Origin of the sequence: Sphingomonas molluscorum, assembly GCF_039522995.1 — a bacterium.
GTDB lineage: Bacteria > Pseudomonadota > Alphaproteobacteria > Sphingomonadales > Sphingomonadaceae > Sphingomonas > Sphingomonas molluscorum.
The window spans coordinates 665838-688792 of the sequence record NZ_BAAAEL010000001.1 but is presented as its reverse complement, the minus strand read 5'-3'; the positions used below and the strand labels follow the sequence as shown (position 1 = coordinate 688792).

The 22955-nt window shown below is 67.5% G+C and carries 17 protein-coding genes; 9 read left to right on the top strand and 8 right to left on the bottom strand.

What is annotated here, in order from left to right; translation table 11 throughout:
* Nucleotides 1-180: 180 nt before the first annotated feature.
* On the bottom strand, nt 181-957 hold the full coding sequence (locus tag ABDZ92_RS03325) for an SDR family NAD(P)-dependent oxidoreductase (RefSeq protein ID WP_125959204.1): 777 nt from the start codon (nt 955-957) through the stop codon (nt 181-183).
* A gap of 91 nt (nt 958-1048) precedes the next feature.
* Between ABDZ92_RS03325 and ABDZ92_RS03320 the strand changes: the two genes are divergently transcribed.
* Complete coding sequence (locus ABDZ92_RS03320) at nt 1049-1945, top strand: LysR family transcriptional regulator (protein ID WP_125959203.1); 897 nt, start codon at nt 1049-1051, stop codon at nt 1943-1945.
* Between the two features lie 48 nt (nt 1946-1993).
* Here ABDZ92_RS03320 and ABDZ92_RS03315 read toward each other — a convergent pair whose 3' ends face one another.
* On the bottom strand, nt 1994-2908 hold the full coding sequence (locus ABDZ92_RS03315) for a hydrogen peroxide-inducible genes activator (RefSeq protein WP_125959202.1): 915 nt from the start codon (nt 2906-2908) through the stop codon (nt 1994-1996).
* A gap of 150 nt (nt 2909-3058) precedes the next feature.
* On the opposite strand from ABDZ92_RS03315, the gene ABDZ92_RS03310 reads away from it, so the two are divergent.
* Genes ABDZ92_RS03310 through ABDZ92_RS03300 form a run of 3 tightly spaced genes read left to right on the top strand, consistent with a single transcriptional unit; the run spans nt 3059 to nt 7267 of the window.
* Entirely contained in the window at nt 3059-4756 is a 1698-nt protein-coding gene (locus tag ABDZ92_RS03310) for an ATP-binding cassette domain-containing protein (RefSeq protein WP_125959201.1), read from the top strand.
* Nucleotides 4740-5822 (top strand): efflux RND transporter periplasmic adaptor subunit, encoded by a 1083-nt coding sequence (locus ABDZ92_RS03305; protein ID WP_125959200.1) that lies wholly within the window; start codon nt 4740-4742, stop codon nt 5820-5822. Before ABDZ92_RS03310 ends, ABDZ92_RS03305 begins: the two co-directional genes overlap by 17 nt.
* Nucleotides 5819-7267 carry a TolC family protein gene (locus tag ABDZ92_RS03300; RefSeq protein WP_125959199.1) on the top strand — a complete coding sequence of 483 codons (1449 nt, stop codon included), beginning with the start codon at nt 5819-5821 and terminating at the stop codon, nt 7265-7267. The genes ABDZ92_RS03305 and ABDZ92_RS03300 overlap by 4 nt, the downstream gene beginning before the upstream one ends.
* Nucleotides 7268-7363: 96 nt before the next feature.
* On the opposite strand, the gene ABDZ92_RS03295 is transcribed toward ABDZ92_RS03300, so the two are convergent.
* The 5 genes from ABDZ92_RS03295 to ABDZ92_RS03275 form a co-directional block, all read right to left on the bottom strand.
* Nucleotides 7364-8251, bottom strand: coding sequence for a Csu type fimbrial protein (locus ABDZ92_RS03295; RefSeq protein ID WP_343761597.1), 888 nt, complete (start codon nt 8249-8251; stop codon nt 7364-7366).
* Nucleotides 8252-8316: 65 nt separating this feature from the next.
* Nucleotides 8317-10596 carry a fimbria/pilus outer membrane usher protein gene (locus ABDZ92_RS03290; protein ID WP_164521173.1) on the bottom strand — a complete coding sequence of 760 codons (2280 nt, stop codon included), beginning with the start codon at nt 10594-10596 and terminating at the stop codon, nt 8317-8319.
* Nucleotides 10597-10720: 124 nt separating this feature from the next.
* Complete coding sequence (locus ABDZ92_RS03285) at nt 10721-11434, bottom strand: fimbrial biogenesis chaperone (RefSeq protein ID WP_343761594.1); 714 nt, start codon at nt 11432-11434, stop codon at nt 10721-10723.
* Nucleotides 11435-11445: 11 nt separating this feature from the next.
* Nucleotides 11446-11970, bottom strand: a complete 525-nt coding sequence (locus ABDZ92_RS03280; RefSeq protein WP_241211711.1) for a Csu type fimbrial protein — start codon at nt 11968-11970, stop codon at nt 11446-11448.
* 5 nt (nt 11971-11975) lie between these two features.
* Nucleotides 11976-12272, bottom strand: coding sequence for a hypothetical protein (locus tag ABDZ92_RS03275; protein WP_206432117.1), 297 nt, complete (start codon nt 12270-12272; stop codon nt 11976-11978).
* A gap of 266 nt (nt 12273-12538) precedes the next feature.
* Here ABDZ92_RS03275 and ABDZ92_RS03270 point away from each other — a divergent pair, with 266 nt between their 5' ends.
* Nucleotides 12539-15316 carry a PAS domain-containing hybrid sensor histidine kinase/response regulator gene (locus tag ABDZ92_RS03270; RefSeq protein WP_125959193.1) on the top strand — a complete coding sequence of 926 codons (2778 nt, stop codon included), beginning with the start codon at nt 12539-12541 and terminating at the stop codon, nt 15314-15316.
* A gap of 24 nt (nt 15317-15340) precedes the next feature.
* On the opposite strand, the gene ABDZ92_RS03265 is transcribed toward ABDZ92_RS03270, so the two are convergent.
* Nucleotides 15341-17458, bottom strand: a complete 2118-nt coding sequence (locus ABDZ92_RS03265; protein ID WP_164521172.1) for a TonB-dependent siderophore receptor — start codon at nt 17456-17458, stop codon at nt 15341-15343.
* Between the two features lie 139 nt (nt 17459-17597).
* Here ABDZ92_RS03265 and ABDZ92_RS03260 point away from each other — a divergent pair, with 139 nt between their 5' ends.
* The 4 genes from ABDZ92_RS03260 to ABDZ92_RS03245 are packed head-to-tail and all read left to right on the top strand — an operon-like array spanning nt 17598 to nt 22892.
* A complete protein-coding gene (locus tag ABDZ92_RS03260) occupies nt 17598-18320 on the top strand; it encodes an ABC transporter ATP-binding protein (RefSeq protein WP_125959274.1) in 723 nt (240 codons plus the stop codon).
* Complete coding sequence (locus tag ABDZ92_RS03255; protein WP_272695254.1) at nt 18317-19738, top strand: ABC transporter permease; 1422 nt, start codon at nt 18317-18319, stop codon at nt 19736-19738. Before ABDZ92_RS03260 ends, ABDZ92_RS03255 begins: the two co-directional genes overlap by 4 nt.
* Nucleotides 19735-21099, top strand: coding sequence for an ABC transporter permease (locus ABDZ92_RS03250; protein WP_125959190.1), 1365 nt, complete (start codon nt 19735-19737; stop codon nt 21097-21099). The genes ABDZ92_RS03255 and ABDZ92_RS03250 overlap by 4 nt, the downstream gene beginning before the upstream one ends.
* Nucleotides 21100-21110: 11 nt before the next feature.
* Nucleotides 21111-22892, top strand: coding sequence for a M14 family metallopeptidase (locus ABDZ92_RS03245; protein ID WP_241211702.1), 1782 nt, complete (start codon nt 21111-21113; stop codon nt 22890-22892).
* The last annotated feature ends 63 nt before the right edge of the window (nt 22893-22955 follow it).

Here is a 22955-nt window from a genome sequence, read left to right as displayed (position 1 = left end):
GCAAACGCCTTCACCGAAATCTCCCGCAGGCCCCCGATCTCGGCAGCCGATTGGCTGGCGGTCGTTCGATCTGCCCCGGCAGTTCCAGGGGAGGTTGAGGTGGAGGGCTGCGGCCAGCGTTTTCCAGGATGATGACGAAACCGGACAGGCTGACCGATCTTCATCGTAGGGCATCATTGGCTAACGCAGGCCTGGTATCGCGACCCCCCCATCGCTCAGGATCGTCTGGCCGGTGACGAAACCGGCTTCCGCGGTGCAGAGCCAGACGGCGACCGCCGCCACGTCCTCTGGTTCGCCGAGGCGCTTGAGGGCAGCCTGGTCTGCAAGCGCGCGATATGTTTCAGCGCTCAGGCCCGCCGACATGGGTGTGCGGATCACGCCCGGTGCGACGTTGTTTACCCGAATACCCTGCGGGCCCACCTCAAGCGCAAGCGCGCGTGCGAGTGCGTCCAGGCCAGCCTTGCTGGGAGCATAGGCTGACATACCCGGCGTCGCCGCCTCGGCGACGAAGGACGATGTGTTCACGATGCTGCCCCGACGCCCGGAGGCAATCATCGCCCTGATCTCTGTACGAGCCAACAGCCATACGCCACGCAGGTTGGTGGCGATGACAGTGTCGAAATCCTCGGCGGTCATCTCGACGATCGGCTTGTACGCGCCCAACGTGCCGGCGTTGTTGAAGGCCGCGTCGAGCGGCCCCAGCCTGTTCTCCACGTCTGCAATCAGCCGCTCGACGGCCTGCTCGTCCGAAACGTCGGTCGGCAGTGCCACCGCCCGACCCCCTGTGTGCTCGATCGCCTCCGCCACTTCGACCAACGGAGCTTCGCGCCGCCCTGCCAAGGCGACCGCCGCGCCTTCCCGCGCGAACAGAATCGCGGCTGCCCTTCCGATGCCGCTGCCGGCGCCCGTCACCAGGGCAACCTTACCTGCCAGCCTGCCGATATTGGGGTTCGTCATGCCGATCTCCTTTGTCCGCGCACAAGATCGTTGATGTCGCGACCGAAACAATCGACTCTTCCAGCAACACACTCCTGAACAGGAAACAGCAATGCGCGGCGTGGAGTATGCAGAGTTGGAGGCGTTTCTCGCCGTCGCGCGCGAGCGCAGCTTCCGTCGCGCGGCTGATGCGCTGGCGGTGTCTCCTTCCGCGATCAGCCACACGGTACGGGCGTTGGAAGAACGTCTCGGCGCGAGACTCGTCAACCGAACGACCCGCAGCGTCTCCCTGACGGAAGCCGGGCAGCGCCTGCACGATCGAGTGGCGCCCGCTTTTGCCGATATCAGGGGCGCCGTGCAGGAGATCGCCACCGGCGCTGCTGCGCCGTCCGGACTAGTGCGCCTGACCGTACCGCGCGTCGCCGCGCAGATGGTTTTGGCTCCCATCCTGGGCTCTTTTCTGGCCAGCTTCCCCAAGGTTCGCCTGGAGGTCACCGTCGACGACGCTCTGGTGGACAGCGTTACGGATGGATTCGACGCCGGCATCCGCCTGGCCGATCAGGTACGGCGGGACATGGATGCGGTTGCGGTGAGCGGATCGCTGCGTGGCGTCGTCGTGGGTTCGCCCGCGTATCTTGCGGCCCACGGCACACCCGGCTCGCCGGACGATCTTCACCGCTTTCGCTGGCTCAACTACCGCCAGCCGTTCAGCGGCCGACTGCTGCCGTGGGAGTTCGTTCGGGGCAGCGAAACGGTGGCACTGTCCCTCGACGGCCCTCTTGCCTCCAACGACCCGGACCTGTTGATCGCGGCGACGCTGGACGGCGCTGGCCTAGCCTATCTGACCGAAGCGACGGTCGCCGATCATCTCGCCACCGGACGGCTGCTGCGGGTGCTCGACGATTGGTGCCCGACGTTTCCGGGGTGGCAGCTGTATTTTCCCAAGGGTCGACACATCGCGCCCGCGTTGAAGGCGCTGATCGGCTTTCTGTCGCAACCCTCGCGCTGAGAGGGCGGGGGGACAGGGAACGCCGTGTGCAGCTGTTTTCGAAGGCTCCTACGCCGATTGCGGCGTGGACCACGTCCCTGCGGCACGCTGCACATGATCGGCGATGAGCCGGAAGGCCTGGTCCATGACGGACGACCTTCGCCACGCCAGCGCAATGGAGCGGTGGGCGTTCCAGCCGGCCACGTCCAGAACGGCGAGACCCGCGGATCCGCCGACGTCGGACGACAGGTACAGCCCCGGCAGCACCGACAGTCCCAGGCCGCTCGCGACCATCTGGTGAAGGCTGTCGAGGCTGGTGCCTTCATAGTCACGGCTGAGCGCCAATCCGAATTCCTCCGCGATGCCGGCGACCTGACGGTGAAGATGGTGGCGCGTGTCGAGGGACAGCAGGGTCTGCCCGGACAGCGCCGCCCGATCGACGGTGCCGGCCGCCGCAATGTCGGCGTCGACGGCGGACACGAGATGCAGGGGTTCGCGGAACAACGGCTCCACCACCAGATCCTCCCCCATGATCGGCAACGGCCCCAGCAAGGCGTCGAGATCCCCGCGGGAGAGTTCGAGCGCCTGCCGGTCGGGGATGCCCTCGCGCACGTACAGGCGCAGGCCCGGTGCCGCACGGTGCAGGTCCGCGATGATCGGCGAGAGGAGGTACGGGCCTAGCGTCGGCGTGGTGCCCAGGCGAAGGGTGCCGGTTATGCCGCCCGCGGCCCCCGCCGCCAGCGTCTCGATATCGCGCACTTCGCCCAGCACCTGCCGCGCCCGGGCAACGATGCTTCGGCCGATCGGGGTGAGGATGGCGCCACCCGCCGCGCGATCGAACAGCGAGACGTTCAGGCGCGCTTCCAGCGCCTTGATCTGCTGGCTGAGGCTCGGCTGGCTGACCCGCACCGATCGGGCGGCCTGAACGAAGGACCCGGTATCGGCGATCGCCACCAGGTACTGAAGCTGACGAAGGGTGGGCATGGCGGCTTCCACGATTGGCTGGCGACCGATGCCAGCATTTCCACAAATTTGATAGGCAGGTCCTATGGGCTGCATAGACGGCTCTGCCTTGCCTCCCTGGGGGCTTTCCCGGAATGGGGCCGGCCCAGGCAGCAGCGGTGCGAGGCGTAAGTGGCGGCGGGCAAGCGGATTGGCTTCAGGCAGGCGATCGCCTGGATCTCGGAGATTGTCGGACCCGACACCGCCTATGTGCGGCTGGGCATCGTGTACACGATCGCGATCAGCCTGCTGTCGCTGGCGACGCCGATCTCGGTCCAGTTGCTCATCAACAGTGTCGCCAACATCGCCATGCCAGCGCCCTTGTGGTCGCTGTCCGGCGTGCTGCTGTTGCTGCTGCTGATGGTCGCGACGCTGAGCGCGGCGCGCGTGTACCTGATGGCGGCGTTCGAACGACGCGTGTTCGCCCGGGTGGTAGCGGAGGTTACCGTGCGTGCCGTGCACGCGCAGAACCCGTTCTTCGGCGACGCCGGCCGCGGTGACCTGTTCAATCGCTACTTCGACCTCACCGTTGTTCAAAAGGCGGTGCCAGGCCTCGTGATCGGCGCGTTCACCATCCTGCTGCAGGCGGTGGTCGGGCTGGTGGTGACGAGCTTCTACCACCCCTTCTTTCTCGCCTTCAACGTCGTGTTGGTCATCGCAGTGCTGCTGGTCTGGCTGATCTGGCAGCGCGGGGCGATCACCGGGTCGGTCGCGCTGAGCCATGCCAAGCACGACACGGCGCGCTGGCTGGAAAGCGTGGGCAGCTCCAACGGATTCTACAAGTCGAGCCGGCACCTCGGCTTCGCCATGGACCGGTCCGAGGCGATGACCGCCGCCTATGTCGGCGCGCACCGCCGCCTGTTCCGGTACACGTTCGCGCAGACGCTGAGCTTCCTGCTGATCTACGCATTCGCCAGCGCTGCGTTGCTGGCGCTGGGCGGCAACCTGATCCTCAGGAACGAGCTGTCGGTCGGCCAGCTGGTCGCGGCCGAGCTCATCCTGTCGGGCGTGTTCTACGGCATCTCGCAGCTCGGCTACTACCTCGACATCTTCTACGATCTGGTGGCCGGTTCGGAGGAGCTGTCGCTGCTGTTCGCGCTTCCTCAGGAGCGTCCGCCGGTAGGGGAGGCAGGCGCTCCCGGCGACGGTGCGCTCAGGCTCATGGACGTGGCGTTCGAGAATGCACGCTTCGACTTTGCGGTGGATGCCGGCGAACAGCTCGTGGTGGTGGCCGAGCCGGAGGCGGAACGCAGGCTCGCGATGCTGCTGAAACGCTATGTCCAGCCCGAACAGGGGCTGGTGCTGATCGGGGGCGCCGATCTGGAAGCCCTCGACATGTATCTGCTGCGCTCGCAGGTGCTGGTGCTCGACCGGCCCACCATCGCGGAGGTGACGATCCGCCAGTATCTGTCGCTCGCGGCGAGCGACGTGTCGGCCGTCCGAATGCAGGAGGCATTGGCGGCGGTGGGGCTCCAGCAACGGATCGCGCGGCTGCCGGAGGGATTGGACACGCCGCTCGCCTCGACCGGCTATCCGCTCGGGTTGGGCGCGATGATGGCACTCAAGCTCGCCAACGCCCTGCTGGTCGCGCCCCGGCTGCTGATGCTCGGGCAGCTCTACGACCTGCTACCACCCGGCCGGCTAGCGAGCGTGCTGCGGATGCTGAAGGCGCGCGGCACCACCACGCTGCTGTTCAGCGGCCGTCCGGAGGACCTGGCGCTGGATGGCTGGTTCCATCTCGGCTCCAGGCATCAGCAGCGCTTCGCCACGCTTCGCGATCTCCAGAACCACCTTGCCCATGGGGAGGAGGCCGATGCCCTATCGTCCTGAACATCTTTCGCACTTCGGAACGCTCGCACGGCAGCGCCCGCCGCGCATGCTGGTCGCGCTCGCCTGGATGGTGACCATCGGGATCTGCGTATCGGTGTTCGTCCTGTTCGCCGTGCCGTGGGTGCAAACCGCGCAGGGCCAGGGCCAGGTTGCCGCGCTCGATCCCGGCGATCGCGCGCAGGAAGTGTCCGCCCTCGTGGGCGGGCGGGTCGAGCGCTGGTACGTCCATGACGGCCAGCATGTCGCCGCCGGCGATCCGATCGCACGGGTGGTCGACCTCGATCCCAACCTCCTCTCCCGCCTTGCCGCCGAACGTGCCCAGGTAGAGGCGGAGATCGCGGCAGTGCGCCAGGCGCAATCCGTTGCCGCCATCGACGTGGGCCGCAGCGGTCAGCTGCTGGCCGAAGGACTGGGATCGCGACGCGACTACGAACAGGCACAGATCAAGGTCGCCGATGGTGCGGCCAAGCTCGCGGAATCGCGCGCCAAGCTCAACCGCATCGACGTCCAGCTCAACCGGCAGTCGGCGCAGCTGGTCCGCGCACCGCGCGACGGACGCATCCAGAGCATCAATGCCGCCGCCGGCGGGGCGCTGGTGTCTGCCGGAACCGTGCTGGCGGTCGTCGCGCCGGAGCGGGTGGACCGGGCGGTGGAGCTGTTCGTCGACGGGCGCGACGTTCCGCTGATCCAGCCCGGCCGACCGGTGCGGCTCGAGTTCGAAGGCTGGCCGGCCATCCAGTTCAGCGGCTGGCCCGCGGTCGCGCACGGACTCTTCGACGGCAGGGTACGCTCGCTCGACCCGACGGCTTCGGCGTCCGGCATGTTCCGCATTCTGGTCGAACCGGTGCCCGGCAAGCCGGCTTGGCCGGATCGCCGGTTCGTGCGGCTCGGCGGCAAGGTCCAGGGCTGGATCCAGGGGGAAACCGTGTCGGTAGGGTATGAGCTTTGGCGTCAGCTCAACGACTTCCCGCTCGATTTCGGACAATCGCAAGAGGCCGTGGCGAAGGGCGGCGCGCCCAAGGAAGACGAAGCCAAGGCGGCGCTGAAGGCGGGCAAGGCAAAATGACCATGCGCGTCGGACTGGCCGTACTGCTGTGCCTGGCGCCGTGCACCGCGAGCGCGCAGACCCCGCCTACTACGGGCGATGTCGCGGCCGCGCCGCTGACGCTTGCCGAGGTGCTGCGCATATCCGCGCGCGCCGCACCGCAGATCGTGGAGCAGCTCGCCCGCATCCGCCAGGCGGAAGGCCGGGCGCTCGCCGCCGAAGGTGCGTTCGACACGGTGTTCGACGTGGACGGCCGGTCGCGCGCGCTCGGCTATTACGACGGAAGCGTGGTCGAGGGCCGTGCCACCCGCCCGTTCACCGACAACGGCGGCTATGCCTATGGCAACTACCGCGTGTCGCGCGGCAGCTTCCCGATCTACGAGGACCAATATTACACCAACCGGGCGGGCGAGCTGAAGGTCGGTGTGCTGTATGCGTTGTTGCGCGACCGTCTGGTGGACGAACGCCGCACCCGCCGTACGCTGGCCGCAGGCGACCTGGACCTTGCCCGCTTCGAGGCGAATGCCGTCGCGATCGGTGTGCAGCGAAGGACGATCGACGCCTATCAGAACTGGGTCGCCACCGGCCTCCGGCTGCGTGCATATCGCGATCTTCTCGCCCTGACGGAAAGCCGGCGGGGAGCGATCGCGCGACAGGTCGAATTGGGTGCCCGGCCACAGATCCTGCTGACGGAAAACGAACAGAATCTGGTGCGACGCCGGGCGCTGGTGGTGCGGGCCGAAGGCGATTTCCAGACGGCGGCAAACGCGCTGTCGCTCTATCTGCGGGACGAGAACGGCGAGCCTCTGGTGGTCGGGGCCGAGCGGCTTCCGGCCGATGCCGACGCACTGGGGGGCGTAGCATCGGTGGCGTCCGTCGAGGCGGACGCGCTCGCCGCGCGCCGCCCCGACATTCAGACGGTGCTGGCGCGCATCGACCAGTCGCTGTTGCGGCTGGCGCAGGCCGAGAACGAGCTCAAGCCCCGCCTCGACCTGCGCGGCGAGCTGGGCAAGGATGTGGGACCGGAAGGGCTCGGGGGCTCCAGCCGCACCCCGCTAGAGGCGATCGTCGGCTTCCGCTTCTCCGTCCCGCTTCAGAACCGCGCCGCCAAGGGGCGTGTCGCCGAAGCCCGGGCGGAAATGGACGCCCTTAACGCGCGCGGCAGGTTCCTGCGCGACCAGGTCGCGGTGGAGGTGGAGGGTATCACCATTGCGCTGGGCGCAGCCGAACGACTGGCGGAAGCCGCCGAACAGGAACGGGTCCTGGCCGAGCGCCTGGCCGAAGGCGAGCGACGGCGGTTCGCGCTTGGATCGAGCGACTTCTTCCTGGTGAACCAGCGTGAGGACACCGCCAACGACGCCCGCGTGCGCCTGATCGACGCGCAGGCGCGGATCGCTGCAGCCCGCGCTGAACTCGCCGCGGCAACAGCAGATCGGGTCGCCTTGGGGCTGCAACCCCAGGATTGACCCGGCGTGCGAACGCGCGAGGCAAGTGGGGGAAGGGGGGAGGCGAAGGCGCCCCGCAGCGTCGGCGACCTCGAGAAGCCGTTTCGGTTCCGGCGACTAGAAGTGCAGGACCACGGTCACCGCATCGGCATAGCTTCCTACCGGGGGGGGCATCGGCATGGTCACGCGGCCGTAGACGGGGTTGGACTGCACGGCGCCTATTCCCGTCCCGGCAATCGTCCCGTCGATCGGGATGAGCTGCGATCGGGCGCTGTCACGATAGAGTCGGTAGGGCACATGATCGCCGCCCGCGCTTCGCATGCGACGTTCGCTTCCATCGGGAAACTGCCCGCCATCGAAACTCAGCGCCCAGCTGGTCCCGGCTGGACACGTCACCTGGACGGAGCCGACCGCGTCCACTTCCGTCCAGAAGCCCGCGGGCGCGCCGAAATCCACGGCTTCAATGATGCCCAGGTTGCACGCCTCGATAAGGTTGGCCGTGATGTTGATGCTGAAGTCCAGCCCGTTGAGGTCATTCAGCTGGGAGACGCAGGTCTGCGATCCTGCGGCCAGGAACCCCAGAACGGTGTTGAAGAAAAAGCCCTGGTAGGTTCCGACGGGGGACGGCTGCCCGGCGGGTATTCGGCCGTAGAAGGTCAGCACACCGCTGATCGTGCCCCCCGCTGCGATTGTGACGGATTGCGCGATCGGCAGCGTCTTGGACCAGACTATGGTAGCGGCAGGATCGACATACACGTTGAAATCGAGCGTGTTCGCACCGTTCAGGAGCTTGGGCTGATCGGCTGTTCCCGGGTAGCTTGGATGGCCGATGCCGATGCAGATGGTGAAGGTCCTGGGCGTCGGGTCGAAACTCCGGCAGGTGTAGCGGACATCCCCGCTGGCGGTGAGCGAACTGCCGAAATCGAGCGTCACCGGCTGGGTGGTGAGCGAACAGACGGTATTCGCCTTCGCCGGCTGCGGCGCCAGCATAGCAAGCAGCGCCACCAAGGCAGCCAGCAGCATCAGGATGGCAGGGGCATGGCGTCCGGAACGGCGAGGAAGCGAACGGATCATTGGCATACCAGTGGCCCGACTTGCGGCAAGTTCCCAGCGATCGGCAGGAAGTCGAAGCTTGCGCGGCATTCGCCCCCGTCCGCTCGCTGGATGAGGAGGCGATTGTGTTCGGCCAGCCCGGTGAGGAATACACGGCCATCGTGCCCGACCACGATCGGGTCGCCCACGCCCTCCACCGTCAGCACCGAACCCAGCGCCAGCGGCCGGCCCGCGCCGTCGATCAGAATGACCACGGCCGATGCCTCACGACGAACGGCGAAGTCGACGATGACCCCGGCCCGGTCGTCGGGGACGACCTCGATCTCGGTTCGGGCGGCGCTCAGATCGAGCGGGAGGTTGGTCGGGTCAATCTCGATGCGGTTGACCGCCAGAGAGCGCAGCGAGGGCAACAGCGCACGGCCGCGCGCATCGGTATGTCCGACCTTCCGCGAATCGACCAGCAGCGGCGTGTTGGGACCGGCGCCACGGACCACGGCGAAGCTCCGGTCGACCGTCGACGCCAGGAACACGCCACCCATCGCGACGATCGATCCTTCGATGAAGCCGTTGACCCGCGTCCTGTTGCCGAAGTTGTCGATCCCCCCGCCGACGATGGCGTGATGTCCTCGATACCGGACGTCGGCGGCGCGGTAGTCGGTTCCGACGCCGGAGACGACCTCTTGGCTGGAAAGATTGACGTTCCAGGAACCCTCCCCATAGCCGGTGTTGTAGGAGAGACGCGACGAAATCCGCGTCGCATCGTTCGAGTGCGCGACGTTTGCCGATGCCGTGCTGCGCCGGCCAAGGGCCACGCTCAGTCCCAGGGCAACGCCATATCTTCTGTCGTCGCCGAAGTCCTTGTACCCATTGACCCACAGCGACACGTTCGACCCGAACCCGCGTTGCGCGGAGAAGTTCGCGACGCGCAGATCCTGCTCCACGAGTTTCACCCGGGTGTAGGCCAGGTTCACCCCCGTGCCCGCGATCGAGAAACTCGCGCCCGCGCGTTCGATCCTGCGTGCGAAGGCCACGAGCAACGGATCGTCGTCTGGTGTCGGCAGCAGGTCTGGTGGCAGGCTCGGGTCGGGATCGCCCAGCGGATCCGCCCGCCGTGCGGCATAGAAGGCGGTTGCCCCCACGAGCGTCTGGTAGTGGGCGTCCGAACGTTCGATCCCACCGAACAGGTCGATGCCCAGCAGGCGGGCCTGCGCTTCCAGCAACAAGCGCGTGCCGGTGTGCTTCCGGAAGCGGCTTGCCGAGGCGCCCGCAGAAAGTGCCCCGAAGCCGCCCACTCGCACCGTGCCGCCCACGCCCGCAAGGACGTGGCCGCCCATGCCCTCGAGATGGCTCCGCACGGTGAACGCGTCGGAAACGCCATATCGGACGCTTCCGGAGCCCGCGATGCGGGACGCGTAATCGAAGGACTTGGCGCCGTAGTTCAGCCGGGGAAGGCCGGCCTCGACTGAGAAATCCAGCTTTCCCTTCGGCAGCAGACGGGGAACGAAGAACAATTGTTTGCTGATGGTCGTTTCGCGTCCCATCGCATCCGTCAGCACCACCGTCGCGGTCGCGCCGCCGCCCATGCTGGGCAACGAACGGAACTGGAAGGGGCCGCGGCCCACCGAGCCGGAATAGTAGCGCAGCCCGTTCAGATACAGGTCGATCGTGGAGGGGACCGCCGCCGATCCGCTCAGCATCGGGAGCGCGGTGGTGATCAGATCGGGCCGGGATTCGAAATCCCGCTGGATCTGGATGCCGGCAAGCCGATAGGCGGTCGTCATCTCTCCCACGCCGCCGATCGTATCGCCGAGCGTCAGCGCGATCGCTGTTCTCACATCGACCATGCGCCAGTAGGTGTCGAGGCGCGTGTGATCGATCTTGTCCCTGCCGTCTGCGGCGAGAGTGGCATATCCGGTCGTCGTCGCGACCCCCAGGCGGGTGAGGATGCGCAGGTCATATTGCGCCGATGCCTGGCTGTCGTCACCCAGATCGGCATAGACGCCATAGTTGAGCAGGGCGCCGGTGTTGCGGCTAAGCTTGTCCAGATCGATTTCTCGGGGGGCGGTTCCCGCATCCAGCACCATCGGAATGACCGCGGCGTCGGTCGCGTCGATCTCCACCGATTGCGCGCCTTCGACATAGCGATAGGTGACGCCCGGCAGGTCATCGAGGCGAACGAGATCTGCCGGAGAGGGCGCAGCCGGAACTTTCAGCCCGAGGCTGCGCAGGCGTTCGGCCGTTGCCGCGAGGGTTCCGTCGGGAAGCTGGACGAACTCCCACAGCAAGCGAGACCGCACGCCGTTCACCCGAGCCTCAAGAATGAGTGCGATGCCCGCCTGAGGATTTGACTGGGCGCGTGCTGGTACGGGATTCCAACTCACGCCAGCAGTCGCCACCATCAGGGCGGGCAAGAGGCACAGGTCAGTTGCTCGCGACCGCGATCGGTGTGCGGACTTCACGGTCGCCAACTTCGGCCACAAGTGTCAGGTTGGCGTTGGCCGGGGGAAGCGAGGCATTGGCCCCCGACGTCCACCGCCGCATCGTTCCGGGTAGAACATACCCGTTGAGACCGCTTCCAAACGACACGTTCCCCACGCTCAGCGCTTCGACGCGTGCGTGACCCGTGCCAGTGTTCGTCGCTTCCACGATCAAGCGGCCGCCCGAGCGATATGCCTTCCAAGAAAGTTTGGGGGAGGCGTTCGCTGCGCCGAAGAAGACCGGCAGGTCGTACCGGATGCGGATGTCGACCGTTCGCGCCGCGGGACCTTCCCGCCCGGCGGCGGGCAGTTCATCCACCCAGAGCCGATAGCTTTTCTCGCCGCTCGCCACCGCGCCCGCCGTGCGTGCGATCCGGACGGTATAGGAAGCGCCGCTGGGGATCGTCGTCGCCGGCGGGCTCACGACCACATCCGTGGTGGGCTTGAGCGTATCGGTCCCGTTCGTCTGCGACCATTCGAACACGCGCATCTGGACCCCGATTTTGTCGGCGCTGGTATTCTGGAGCGTGATCGCGGATGCCTGGGACGGCGCGCTTACCGCGACACGCAGCGGTTCCACCCGAAGGGATGCTTGCGGCGCGGCGGTGCTCGGGACGGTGAGAAGAGCCGCAAGGGCGACGGACAAACGCACGTACATCGCGATCTCCTTCAAAAGCTGACTGTTACGATGACGTTGTCGGTGTAGCGGTCGGCGGGTGGTGCCGGAGTCAAAGGAGGCACCCGACCGTAGATGGGAAGCGGCTGGTAGGCGCCGTTGGCGGTTACGGAGATCGTCGAAAGAACGTTGGTCCGCGCAGCGTCGCTGTAGATCTGGTAGGGGATCAACTGAGCGGTGTTCACCGCACCCCGCATCGCCCGGTTATCGACGTTGGCGGAGTTCTCGCCCGTGCCGAACGCGACGTCGTACGTCGTGCCCGCATTGCAGCGTATTTCGATGCCGCCGACCGTTCCGGTACCAATCTCCCGGTCGATTGCCGCGTCGATCCGGGATGTGGTTCCGAAATCCAGTTCCGCGTCACCCCCGCCGATCGTACTGCCGGGCCAGGAGATTTCACATGCTTCCTCGACGATCAGGCGAACATCGAGGGATCCGGTGTCCTGGTTCACCTGGGCATAGGCCGGTGCGGCCGACGCAAAGGCAAGAACATAGGCGATGGCTGACGATCGTCGCATGATGATCAAACTCCTTTGGCCGACGTAGGAAGGGTTGAGTTTGCTAAAAGCGCGCCTAACCCGTTGAGCATGACGGAGGTCTGCCGCGGAATCTGGTTCGACTGCTGCGGTCCTGAAGTTGTCGAGGCGGAAAGTTCCTTCAGAATACTGAAGGCTGGCGTCGCACCTGAGTCGTGTTCACGACTCGGTTGATTGGTATTTGGATTGGCATAGTCGTCCGAAGCGCCGGTGCCGGTGTCGACCTCTCTGGTGCTTGCACTATTTTGCAAAGCAACCAGAATATCGAGCCTACCGACGAACATGACCGTCTCCGATGGAATCTCAGAACTACGGATAAGAAAATTGCCTCGTGCGCGGTTCGGAACCATCAGGATAAGCCCAAGCTGATCCTGAGATTTCCCCTGACTGGAGGCTGCTGCTTCGTCTCCAAGCGGTGGGCCAGCCGCGCCAAGGCTGCCTGCTCCGCAGCCATCACCGGCGCCGAAGGCACGCGCGCGCAGTGGGGGGGGGACAGAAGGATCGGTCGCGGTTCAGACAAACGCGTGCCGGGACGGCAACTTACGTCGCCATGCGCGTTTTCCTGATCATGGACGCGCGCGACCCTTCTCCCGATTTCGGACCTACGCAGGGGGACGAGCGCGAGCGCCTGGCGCAGATGTTCGAGCAGGCGCCGAGCCTGATGGCGCTGCTGCGCGAACCAAACCACCGCATTGTCCTCGCCAACCCGGCGTTCCGGCGGCTTTTCGGCGACGCGCCCATCGTCGGACGCGTCGCGGCAGAGGTCCTTCCGCAAGCCTTTTCCGCGACGGGAGTGAACCGGCTGGACGAAGCCTTTCGAACCGGCGAGCCGATCCGGATCACGGATGCGCGGCTGCCGATCCAGTCCGGCGTTCCCGGGGCGTCGGACGAGCGGATCCTGGACCTGCTGCTTCAGCCGGTCCGGGATCCCGGCGGCGACGTGATCGGCATCTTCGTGCAGGGGTCCGACGTCACCGATCGGGTTCTTGCCGAGCGCCGGCTGAAGAGCAGCTTCGAGATCAAGACCGTCGGCATCATCTATTGGGGTCCGGACTTCGGGCTCACCCGGGTGAACGATGCATTCCTGCGCATGACGGGCTTCACGCGCGAGGAAGCGCTGGGGCTCACATGGCAGCAGCTTACGCCAGCGGAGTTCTGGCCCGCGTCGGAATGGGCCGTTCACCAGGTGAACACGGTCGGCGAGGCGATCCCGTACGAGAAGCAGTATTTTCGCAAGGACGGTACCCGCTGGTGGGGCTTGTTCGCGCCGCGCCGGGTCAGCGCGGAGGAGGTGGTCGAATTCGTCCTCGACGTGACTGAGCGCCGCGAAGCGGAAGAAGCGGTCCGCGACCGCGAGCAGAGGCTGCGGCTGATCGTCGACTCGGCCACCGACTACGCCATCATGACGCTGAGCCCCGAGCGGCGGATCACCAGCTGGTCGCCGGGAGCGGCAAAGACCTTTGGCTATGACGCCGCCGAGGTCCTCGGCGAACTGGTCGACATCCTCTTCACCCCCGAAGACCGCGAAGCAGGAATTCCGGCGCAGGAGGCGGAGACGGCAAGGCGGGCGCAGTTCGCCCCGAACGTGCGCTGGCACCTGCGCAAGGACGGCAGCTACGTGTTCATCAACGGCTCGTCGAACCTGCTGCGGAGCGCCGCTGGCGAGGAGATCGGCTTCCTGAAGATCGGCCGGGACGAATCCGATCGTCGCATGGCCGAAGACGTGCTTCGGGAAACCGAACAGCGCTATCGGCTCGCTGCTCAGGCGACGAACGACGTCATCTGGGACTGGAACCTCCAGACCGATCACCTCCGCTCGTCCGAGGCGATGGGCACGATGTTCGCCTATGGGCCCGACGACCTCGAGGAAACCGGGCGCTGGTGGAAGAGCAAGATCCACCCTGAGGATCGCGATCGGGTCGTCAGCAGCATCGAGCGCGCGATCGCCGGCCGGGACAAGGGCTGGGCGGCGCAATACCGGTTCGAACGCAAGGACGGCACCTACGCCGAGGTACTCGACCGGGGCACGGTGATTCGCGACGAGACAGGGCAGGCGCGCCGGATGGTCGGTGCCATGCACGACCTCACACCGCACAAACAGGCGGAAGCGGTCCTGCGCCAGCTCAACGAGACGCTGGAGCACCGGGTGCTGGAGGAAGTCGCCGCCCGCATGAAGATCGAGGATACGCTTCGCCAAAGCCAGAAGCTGGAGGCGATCGGCCAGCGCACCGGCGGGGTCGCGCATGACTTCAACAACCTCCTGACCGTGATCCGCGGCGCGGCCGAGATGCTGCGCCGTCCCACGCTTCCCGAGGAGAAGAAGGCGCGGTACATCCAGGCCATCGCCGATACCGCCGATCGCGCGGCGAAACTCACCAGCCAGCTGCTGGCATTCTCCCGGCGCCAGGCGCTCAAGCCGGAAGTGTTCAACGTCGGGCACCGCATCGAAGGCATCCGGGACATGCTCGCGACGGTGGTCGGGGCCGGGGTCACCCTCGCGGTCAATACGGATTGCGACGTCTGCTATGTCGAGGCGGATCCCAGCCAGTTCGAGACCGCGCTCGTCAACATGGCGGTGAATGCGCGCGACGCCATGAACGACGTCGGCGAACTCAGGATCGAGATCGAGCCGACGAGCAGCATTCCTCCGGTACGGGGCCACCGTGCCAGCACGGGCGACTTCGTCGCCGTGCGCGTGTCCGACAGCGGCAGCGGCATCGACGCCGAGAAGCTGGCCCAGATCTTCGAACCGTTCTTCACGACCAAAGAGGTCGGCAAGGGAACCGGGCTGGGGCTCAGCCAGGTCTATGGTTTCGCCAAACAATCGGGAGGCGAAGTGGCGGTGGAGAGCGTGGTCGGGGAGGGAAGCACCTTCACGATGTTCCTCCCGCGCGTTCCCGCGGAGGTGGGCGAAGCGACGGTGGCCCAGTTGCGCGAAGAGGCGCAGGGAAGGGGGCACATCCTAGTCGTCGAGGACAATGAGCAGGTCGGGGCGTTCTCGACCGATCTCCTGGCCGAACTCGGTTTCACGACGACCTGGGCGCCCAACGCCGACGCCGCCCTGCGGCACCTCGCCGAAAATCCGCAGCACTATGCCGCCGTGTTCTCGGACGTGGTGATGCCGGGGATGAACGGCGTCGAACTCGGGCTGGAGATCCGACGCCGCGAGCCGGACCTCCCCGTGATCCTGACCAGCGGATACAGCCATGTGCTGGCACAGGAGGGGAGCCACGGGTTCGAGCTGCTGCACAAGCCCTATTCGATCGAGGACCTGACGCGGGTGTTGCGCCGCGCCATCCTGGATCGATCCACGGCGCGGTCTCGATAAGCCGGCGCTTCGCGCGCCCCTGCTTCAAAACCGCATCGTGACCGATCCCAGTACCGAGCGGGGAGCTCCCGGGTAGATCCACAACGCGCTGTAGCTGCTCTGCGCGTAGGTCTGGTCGAACAGATTGTCGACTTCGATGCGCGCGGTGATCCGGTCGGTGAGCGGGTAGGCCGCGCTCGCCTTTGCCTTGAGATAGCCGTCGAGCCGCAGGTCGCCGCCGTCGAGCGCTGCCGCGCGCGGGCCGACATAGGTGCCGCCGGCGCTCAGATCGAGGTCGCGCCCAGCCACCGGCAGCGTTGCGAACAGCTGCAGTGTACCCGAATGGCGCGGCACGTTGAGCACGTCGGCGCTGGCGAAGGCGGGGTCGTGCGCCTCCGCATCGGTATAGGCATAATTGCCGATCAGCCGCACGCCGGGTGCGAGGTCGATCTCGCCGTCCAGTTCGACGCCGCGTGAGCGGATGCGCCCGACGGTGGCAAGGAAGTTCACGTCGACCGGATCGGTGGCCAGGATATTGCGCTTCGACACGCTGAACCAGCTCAGGCCCGCGCGGAAGGCGGGCAGCACCAGCTTTGCGCCCACTTCATATCCGTTGCCCGTTTCGGGTGCAAAGGCGTTGCCATCGCGCCCCACGCTGGAATTGGGGCGGAAACCTTCACCCCAGTTTGCGTGGAAGGCGAAGCGGGGATCGGGGCGGTAGCGGATGCCAGCGCGGAACTCGACGGGATCCCGCTTCAACCGGCTGAGCTGGCCGGTGCGCAGATTGTCGATGCGCTGATCGAGATGCTCGTAGCGGATGCCGCCGACGACGCTCAGCGTGTCCGTCGCCTCCCACATGTCCTGTGCGTAGAGCGCCACCGCCCGGCGCCGCTCGTTGGTGACGGTGAAGGGCACCAGCGGGCCGGCGGTGCCGCCGTAGACCGGATCGAAGACGTTGATCGGGTAGGGATCGGCCGCGGTGGGGCGGAAACGCTCCTGATAGGTGTCGAAGTCGAGGTCATAGAAGGTCGCGCCGACACTCGGCCGGTGGGTGCCGAACGCCTCGACGGTGCCGCGAATCTCCACGCGCGCCGACCAGTCGGTGAGGTTCCAGTCGCGCAGGCGACGCTGGCGGCGCACCGTCCCGTCCGGGAGCAGCGTCGAGGCCTCGCTCGAATAGCCATAGATGCTCGCGTCGCGATAGGCGCCACCGCCGACCAGCGACCAGCCGCCCCCCAGTGCCTGCTCGAGCGTCAGTTCATGTCGCCAGTTGGTGGAGGCGACGCGCCCATCGCCGGGTTCGCCCACGAAGCGATCGCGCGGCACCGCCTCGGCATCGTCGCCGATCGCGGGGATGCCGCGGTCGAACGGCGAGCGGAACTCGATATACTCGCCCTGGTAGGTGAGGGTCGTGCCCTCGGCCGGACGCCAGCTCACGGACGGCGCGAACAGGCGGCGGCGCAGGTCGACATAGTCGCGGAAGCCGTCGCTGTTCTCGATCGCGCCAACCAGTCGGATCGCGAGGCTGGGGTCGAGCAGCGATTCGACGTCGCCTTCCAGCCGGTAGGTGTCGAACGATCCCGCGCTGGCGGTGAAGCTCCCGCCGGTGCGGAACTGCGGTTTCTTGGTCACGACGTTGACCACGCCGGCGGGGTCGACCGAGCCGAACACGGCGCCGACCGGTCCCTTCAGCACCTCGATGCGCTCGACGTTGGCGGGATCGCGCGGCGGGCCGAAGCCACGGTTGGCAAGGAAGCCGTCCACGAAATATTCCGCGCCGGTGTCGGGCGTGCCGAGGAAGCCGCGGATCGCGTAATTGTCGCGCAGGCCGCCCAGGTTGTTCTGCTGCGAGATGCCGCTGACGAGTTCGAGCGCGTCGGCCAGCCGGCGCACGCCATAGTCGTCCAGGATTGCGCGATCGAGTGCGATGCTCGCCTGCGACATGCGCTCCGTCACCACGTCCGAGCCGTTGACCCGATCGACGCGGCGGCGGCCGAGCACGACGATGTCGTCGACGCTGCTGTGTTCGTGGTCGCGCGCTTCCGCCGGCTCCTCGGCGGGCAGCTCCTGCGCGGCAGCCGGCACAAAGGTGGCGGAAAGCACCATCGCCGATGCCGAGCCGCAGAAGGCGCCCAACCGCTTCACCGTCCGAAAGATGCGCATGCTATCCCCAATGTTGCTGATGCCCCCCCCCGCCGCAGCGGGTTGCGTAATGTTACACCGTCTCATAGAGGCGGAATGCTGCAACGCAAGATCGAAAAGGCGAGGCCGAGAGTTGACCGACACGACCCCTGCATCCGACATGGCGATCACGCTTCGTGGCGTCCGCCACAGCTACGGCGACCGGCTGGTGCTGCGTGACCTGGACCTCATGGTCGCGCGCGGCGAGATCTACGCGCTGCTGGGCGGCAACGGTGCGGGCAAGTCGACCACGCTCAATGCGCTCCTGGGCTTTCTCGCGCCCTCGGCGGGAACGGTGCGGATCTGCGGCGTCGATCCGGTGGCGCAGCCGGTCGAGGCGCGGGCGCTGCTCGCCTATGTGCCCGAGAGCGTCGCGCTCTACGAGCATCTGACCGCGCGGGAGAACATCGACTATTTCCTTGCGCTGGCCGATGCGGAGCGAGGTCGCGAGGCGGTGATCGATCCGGCGCTGGATGCCGTCGGGCTGCCGCGCCACGCCTGGGACAAGCGCGTCGGTGGCTTTTCGAAAGGCATGCGGCAGAAGGTGGCGATCGCGCTGGCGCTCGCGCGTCATGTGCCGGTGCTGCTGCTCGACGAGCCGACCTCGGGGCTCGACCCGCAGGCGACGCTGGAGTTTAACCGGCTGCTCGCCACCGCGCGGGCGCGGAACGTCGCGATCCTGATGGTGACGCACGATCTGCTGAGCGCGGTCGACATCGCCGACCGCATCGGCTTCCTGAGCAACGGCCGGATCGAGGAGGAGCGGGTCGCCGCCGCTGGTGAGACCCGCTTCGATCTGAACGCGCTGCACGCCCGCTACGCGCATCCGCAGGTGCCGGCATGAGCGCGACGCTGCGGATCGCGCGCGAGGAGTGGCGCGCGCTGCTGCGCAACCGCGCCGGCGTGATCGCGACCGCGCTGCTGGTCGCCCTCGTGCTGGTGGCGATCGTCGTCAGCCTGGAGCGTCGCGCGCGGATGGAGGCCGATCGTACGCGCTACCAGGCGAGCGCCGATGCCGAGTTCGACCGCCAGCCGGACCGCCACCCGCACCGCATGGTGCATTACGGCCAGTTCGTGTTCCGGCCGATCGCTCCGCTCGCGTTCTTCGACGCTGGCGTCGACAGTTTTACCGGCAACACCCTCTTCCTGGAAGGGCATCGCCAGAACAGCGCCAATTTCGCGGAGGCGCGCCAATCGTCTCTGCTGCTGCGCTTCGGCCAGCTCACCCCGGCGTTCGTGCTCCAGACGCTGGCACCGCTGCTACTGATCTTTCTCGCCTTCACCAGTGTCGCGCGCGAGCGTGAGCGCGGCACGCTGCGGCTGCTGCTGGCGCAGGGAATCGGCGGGCGCACCTTGCTGGCGGGCAAGCTGCTCGGCCATGCCGCGGTGGCGCTGGCGGTGGGGGCGCCGGCGTTTGCGGTGCTGATCGGCTTTGCGCTCACCGGCTCGGCAGGCTGGGGCGCCACGCTGCTGCTGGTGCTGGGCTATGCCGGCTGGCTGCTGCTGTGGGCGCTGCTCGCGGTGGTGGTCTCCGCGCTGGCGTCGCGCTCGCGCGATGCGCTGGCGGTGCTGATCGGGCTTTGGATGGTGGGCGTGATCCTGCTGCCGCGGGCCTTGCCCGAGGTGGCGGCGAGCCGCGCCACGCTGCCGACGCGGATCGAGACCGAGGTGGCCCTGCACCGCGACCTCGCCGAGATCGGCGACAGCCACGATCCCGACGATCCCTATTTCGCCGAGTTCAAGGCGCGCACGCTCGCACGCTATGGCGTGTCGCGGGTCGAGGACCTGCCGGTGCAATATGCCGGGCTGGTGGGGATGGAGGGCGAGCGGCTGAGCACCGCCCTCTACGCGCGTGCCGCCGCCGACACCGCCGCGCGAGAGACGACGCAGAACCGCTTCGTCCACGCCTTTGCCGCCGTCAGTCCGCTGATCGCGATCCGGCAACTGTCCATGGCGCTGACGGCCAGCGACCTCGCCGCGCATCTCGATTTCCTCGAGCAGGCGGAGGGCTTTCGCTATCGCTTCGTTCAGACGCTCAACCGGATGCAGGCGGAGCTGATCCCGCACATCGGCGGCGAAGACCCGCGCGTCTCGGCCGAGAACTGGAAGCGCGTGCCGCGCTTCGCCTACCGGCCCTATGAACCGCTCACCGCCGAGCGTGGCACCATCGGCTGGAGCCTGGCGGTGCTGTTCGGCTGGCTGGCAGGGCTGGGGCTGCTCGCCGCCTTCGCCGCGCGCCGCATCGGGGGGATCGCACGATGAGCCGCCTGCACGCGGAACTCCGCCTGATCCTGCGCTCGCGACTGGGCGTGGTCTCGCTGACGCTGCTGGCGCTGCTCGCCGCGCTCGCTGTCTGCTCCGGCATCGCGCAGGTCGCACGGCAGCAAGCGACGATCGCCCGCGTCGCTGCCGAGCAGCAGCGCGATTTTGCCGCGGTCGCCGCCACCCATGGCAAGCCCGACGGGGATGCCGGCTATGCCGCCTATTACAGCTTCCTGCTCACCCACGACGCGCCGCCGCCGCTCGCCTTTGCGGCGATCGGCCAGCGCGACATCCAGCCGTTCGTGCTGCGGGTCCGCGCGCTCGGGCTGCAGCAGCAGCTCTATGATGCGGAGGCGGTGAATGCGGAGTTGGCGCTGCCGGGGGTGTTCGATTGGGCATTCGTGCTGGTCTATCTCGCGCCGCTGATCGTGATCGCGCTGACCCACGACCTCGTCACCGGCGAGCGCGAGGGCGGGCGGTTGCGACTGCTGCTGTCGATGCCCGGCCGCGGTCTGTGGCGGCGGCGCCTGGGCCTGCGCTACGCATTGGTGCTCGCCGCGGTAGCGCTGCCGTTCGTCGTCGGCGCGGCACTCACCGCGGCACCGGTAGGGCCCGCGGCGGCGATGTTGCTGGTCGCTGCGCTCTACCTCGCCTTCTGGTTCGGCGTCGCGCTGCTGGTCGGCAGCCTCGTGCGCGCCTCCGCCACCGCAGCGGCATCGCTGATCGGCTGCTGGATCCTGCTGACGCTGGTGCTGCCAACGCTCGCCAATGCGGTGATCGCGCGGGCGATCCCGACCGCCAAGGGCATCGACCTGACGCTGGCGCAACGCGAGATCGTTCATCACGGCTGGGATGTGCCCAAGGCAGAGACGTTCGAGCGCTTCTTCGCGCGCCACCCTGAATGGCGCGGCCGCGAGGGGTTCGATGGCCGCTTCCACTGGAAATGGTACTTCGCCATGCATCAGGTCGGCGACGAGGCGGTGGCCGGGGAGGTTGCCGCCTACCGAGCAAGCCTGATCGCGCGCGAGCGCTGGAGTGAGCGCGCCGGCTATCTGCTGCCCGGGGTCGCCGCCCAGGGGGTGCTGCACCGGATCGCCGATACCGACCAGTTCGGCCAGTTCGCCTATCAGGACAGCATCGCCGCCTTTCACCGGGAGCTGCGGCAGTTCTTCTATCCCTACCTGTTCGCCGACCGGCCGTTCACCCGCGCCGATTTCGGCTGGATGCCGGCCTATGTGCCGCGTGCCCGCTCGGGCTCGATCCCGATCGCACCGCTGCTGGCGCTGGTCGCTGCGGCCGGGTTGCTGCTCGGCATCGGCGGCCGCCGGATCGCCCAGATCAGCGGCGCCAGCCGCGCCTGAAAGGACCTTTCGTGACGCTTCGTATCGCCGCCGGCCTGCTGGCCACCCTTGCCGCACCTTCCGCCCTGGCCCAGGAGCGCGCACCCCTGCCGCCGGCGCTCGCCTGGTCGGGCGCGAGCGAGCAATGGATCGCCAAGCCAAGCGACCCGTGGATCACCCCGGCCGAACGTTCCGGCTTTGCCGAGACGCCGACCTATGCGGAAACCCGCGCCTGGCTGGACCGGCTGGTCGCCGCCTCGCCGCTGCTCACGCTGGAGAGCTTCGGCACCACCCCGGAGGGGCGCGACCTCTATTATGTGCGGGCCAGCAAGGGGGGCGCAGACAAGCCGGTGGTGCTGATCCAGGCCGGCATCCACTCGGGCGAGATCGACGGCAAGGACGCCGGGCTGATGCTGCTGCGCGACATCGGCCTGCGCGGCAAGGCGGATCTGCTCGACGCGGTCGACCTGGTGTTCGTGCCGATCTACAACGCCGACGGGCACGAGCAGACCAGCCCGTACAATCGCCCCAACCAGCGCGGGCCGAACAATCCCGGGCTCCGATCGACCGCGCAGAACATCAACCTCAACCGCGATTATGCGAAGGCCGATGCGCCGGAAACGCAGGCGATGCTGCGGTTGTTGAACCGGCTCGACCCGGTCCTCTACATCGACATGCACGTGTCGGACGGGTTCGACCACGGCTATGACGTGACCTACACCTTCGCCGGGTGGGGGCGGCACGTCCAATCGCAGGCGATCACCCGCTGGCTGAACGGTTCCTTCACGCAAGGCGTCGATGCGTTCGTGAAGCGCATGGGGCACAAGCCCCATTTCTATCCCAGTGCGATCGACGAGCGGGATCTGAGCAAGGGCCTGCGCGTCGCCGCAGAGGGACCGCGCTACTCGACCGGCTACGGCGACTTCGCCCGCATCCCGACGGTGCTGGTCGAGATGCACTGCCTCAAGCCCTATCGCCAGCGCGTGCTCGGCGCCTATGCGCTGATGGAGGGGGCGCTGCGTCATGCGGGCCGCGCCGCCGCCGCGCTACGCGCCGCGATCGATGCCGACCGCGCCGCCCGTCCGAAGACGCTCGCGGTGCGCTGGGAGCGCGACGAGACTCCCCAGGCATGGGTCAAGTTCACCGGCATGGCGCTGGAACGCTATCGCTCGCCCGCCTCGGGCGAGGAGGAGGTGCGCTACGTCGCACGCACCCAGCCGCTCACGCTTCCGATCATCGGCCAGAAGCCGGTGGCGAGCGTCACCCTCCCGCGGGCCTGGTGGGTGCCGGCAAGCGCCACCGCGGTGATCGCCCGGCTCGACCTCCACGGCATCCGCTACGAGCGGATCGATGCACCGCGCACGCTCGACCTCGACATGGTGCGGCTGGTCGAGCCGAAGCTTGGGCCCGCGAGCGAGCAGCGGGTGATGATCGCCGGCAGCTTCAAGCACGAGCGGTGGCGCGAGACGCTGGCCGCCGGCTCGGTCCGCGTGCCCTATGACCAGCCCAAGGGGCTGCTCGCGGCAGCGCTGCTGGAGGCGGAGGCGCCGGACTCGTTCCTCGCCTGGGGGTTCTTCCCCGGCATGCTCCAGAAGTCGGGCGGCATGGAGCGCTATGCCAGCGCGCCGATGGCGGAGGCGATGCTGGCGCGCGACCCGGCACTGCGCAGTGCGTTCGAGACCCGGCTGGCGGCCGATCCGGACTTCGCCGCAGACGGCGCCGCGCGGCTGGCCTGGTTCATCGAGCGGTCGCCCTACCGCGACGACCGCTACCTCCTCTATCCGATCGGACGAGAGCTCCGCCCACGGCCCTAACCACAAGACAGGGGGCGGGCGATGCACGGCGAGCCTGGGCTCGCCGTGCATCGCGTCAGAGCC

Bases quoted from the DNA above. Each gene is read 5' to 3' on its own strand.
- ABDZ92_RS03285 (WP_343761594.1), bottom strand. From the start codon at position 11,434: ATGTACGTGCGTTTGTCCGTCGCCCTTGCGGCTCTTCTCACCGTCCCG.
- ABDZ92_RS03275 (WP_206432117.1), bottom strand. From the start codon at position 12,272: ATGTTCGTCGGTAGGCTCGATATTCTGGTTGCTTTGCAAAATAGTGCA.
- ABDZ92_RS03280 (WP_241211711.1), bottom strand. From the start codon at position 11,970: ATGCGACGATCGTCAGCCATCGCCTATGTTCTTGCCTTTGCGTCGGCC.
- ABDZ92_RS03260 (WP_125959274.1), top strand. From the start codon at position 17,598: ATGGCGATCACGCTTCGTGGCGTCCGCCACAGCTACGGCGACCGGCTG.
- ABDZ92_RS03305 (WP_125959200.1), top strand. From the start codon at position 4,740: ATGCCCTATCGTCCTGAACATCTTTCGCACTTCGGAACGCTCGCACGG.
- ABDZ92_RS03250 (WP_125959190.1), top strand. From the start codon at position 19,735: ATGAGCCGCCTGCACGCGGAACTCCGCCTGATCCTGCGCTCGCGACTG.
- ABDZ92_RS03325 (WP_125959204.1), bottom strand. From the start codon at position 957: ATGACGAACCCCAATATCGGCAGGCTGGCAGGTAAGGTTGCCCTGGTG.
- ABDZ92_RS03265 (WP_164521172.1), bottom strand. From the start codon at position 17,458: ATGCGCATCTTTCGGACGGTGAAGCGGTTGGGCGCCTTCTGCGGCTCG.
- ABDZ92_RS03255 (WP_272695254.1), top strand. From the start codon at position 18,317: ATGAGCGCGACGCTGCGGATCGCGCGCGAGGAGTGGCGCGCGCTGCTG.
- ABDZ92_RS03270 (WP_125959193.1), top strand. From the start codon at position 12,539: ATGCGCGTTTTCCTGATCATGGACGCGCGCGACCCTTCTCCCGATTTC.
- ABDZ92_RS03315 (WP_125959202.1), bottom strand. From the start codon at position 2,908: ATGCCCACCCTTCGTCAGCTTCAGTACCTGGTGGCGATCGCCGATACC.
- ABDZ92_RS03320 (WP_125959203.1), top strand. From the start codon at position 1,049: ATGCGCGGCGTGGAGTATGCAGAGTTGGAGGCGTTTCTCGCCGTCGCG.
- ABDZ92_RS03300 (WP_125959199.1), top strand. From the start codon at position 5,819: ATGACCATGCGCGTCGGACTGGCCGTACTGCTGTGCCTGGCGCCGTGC.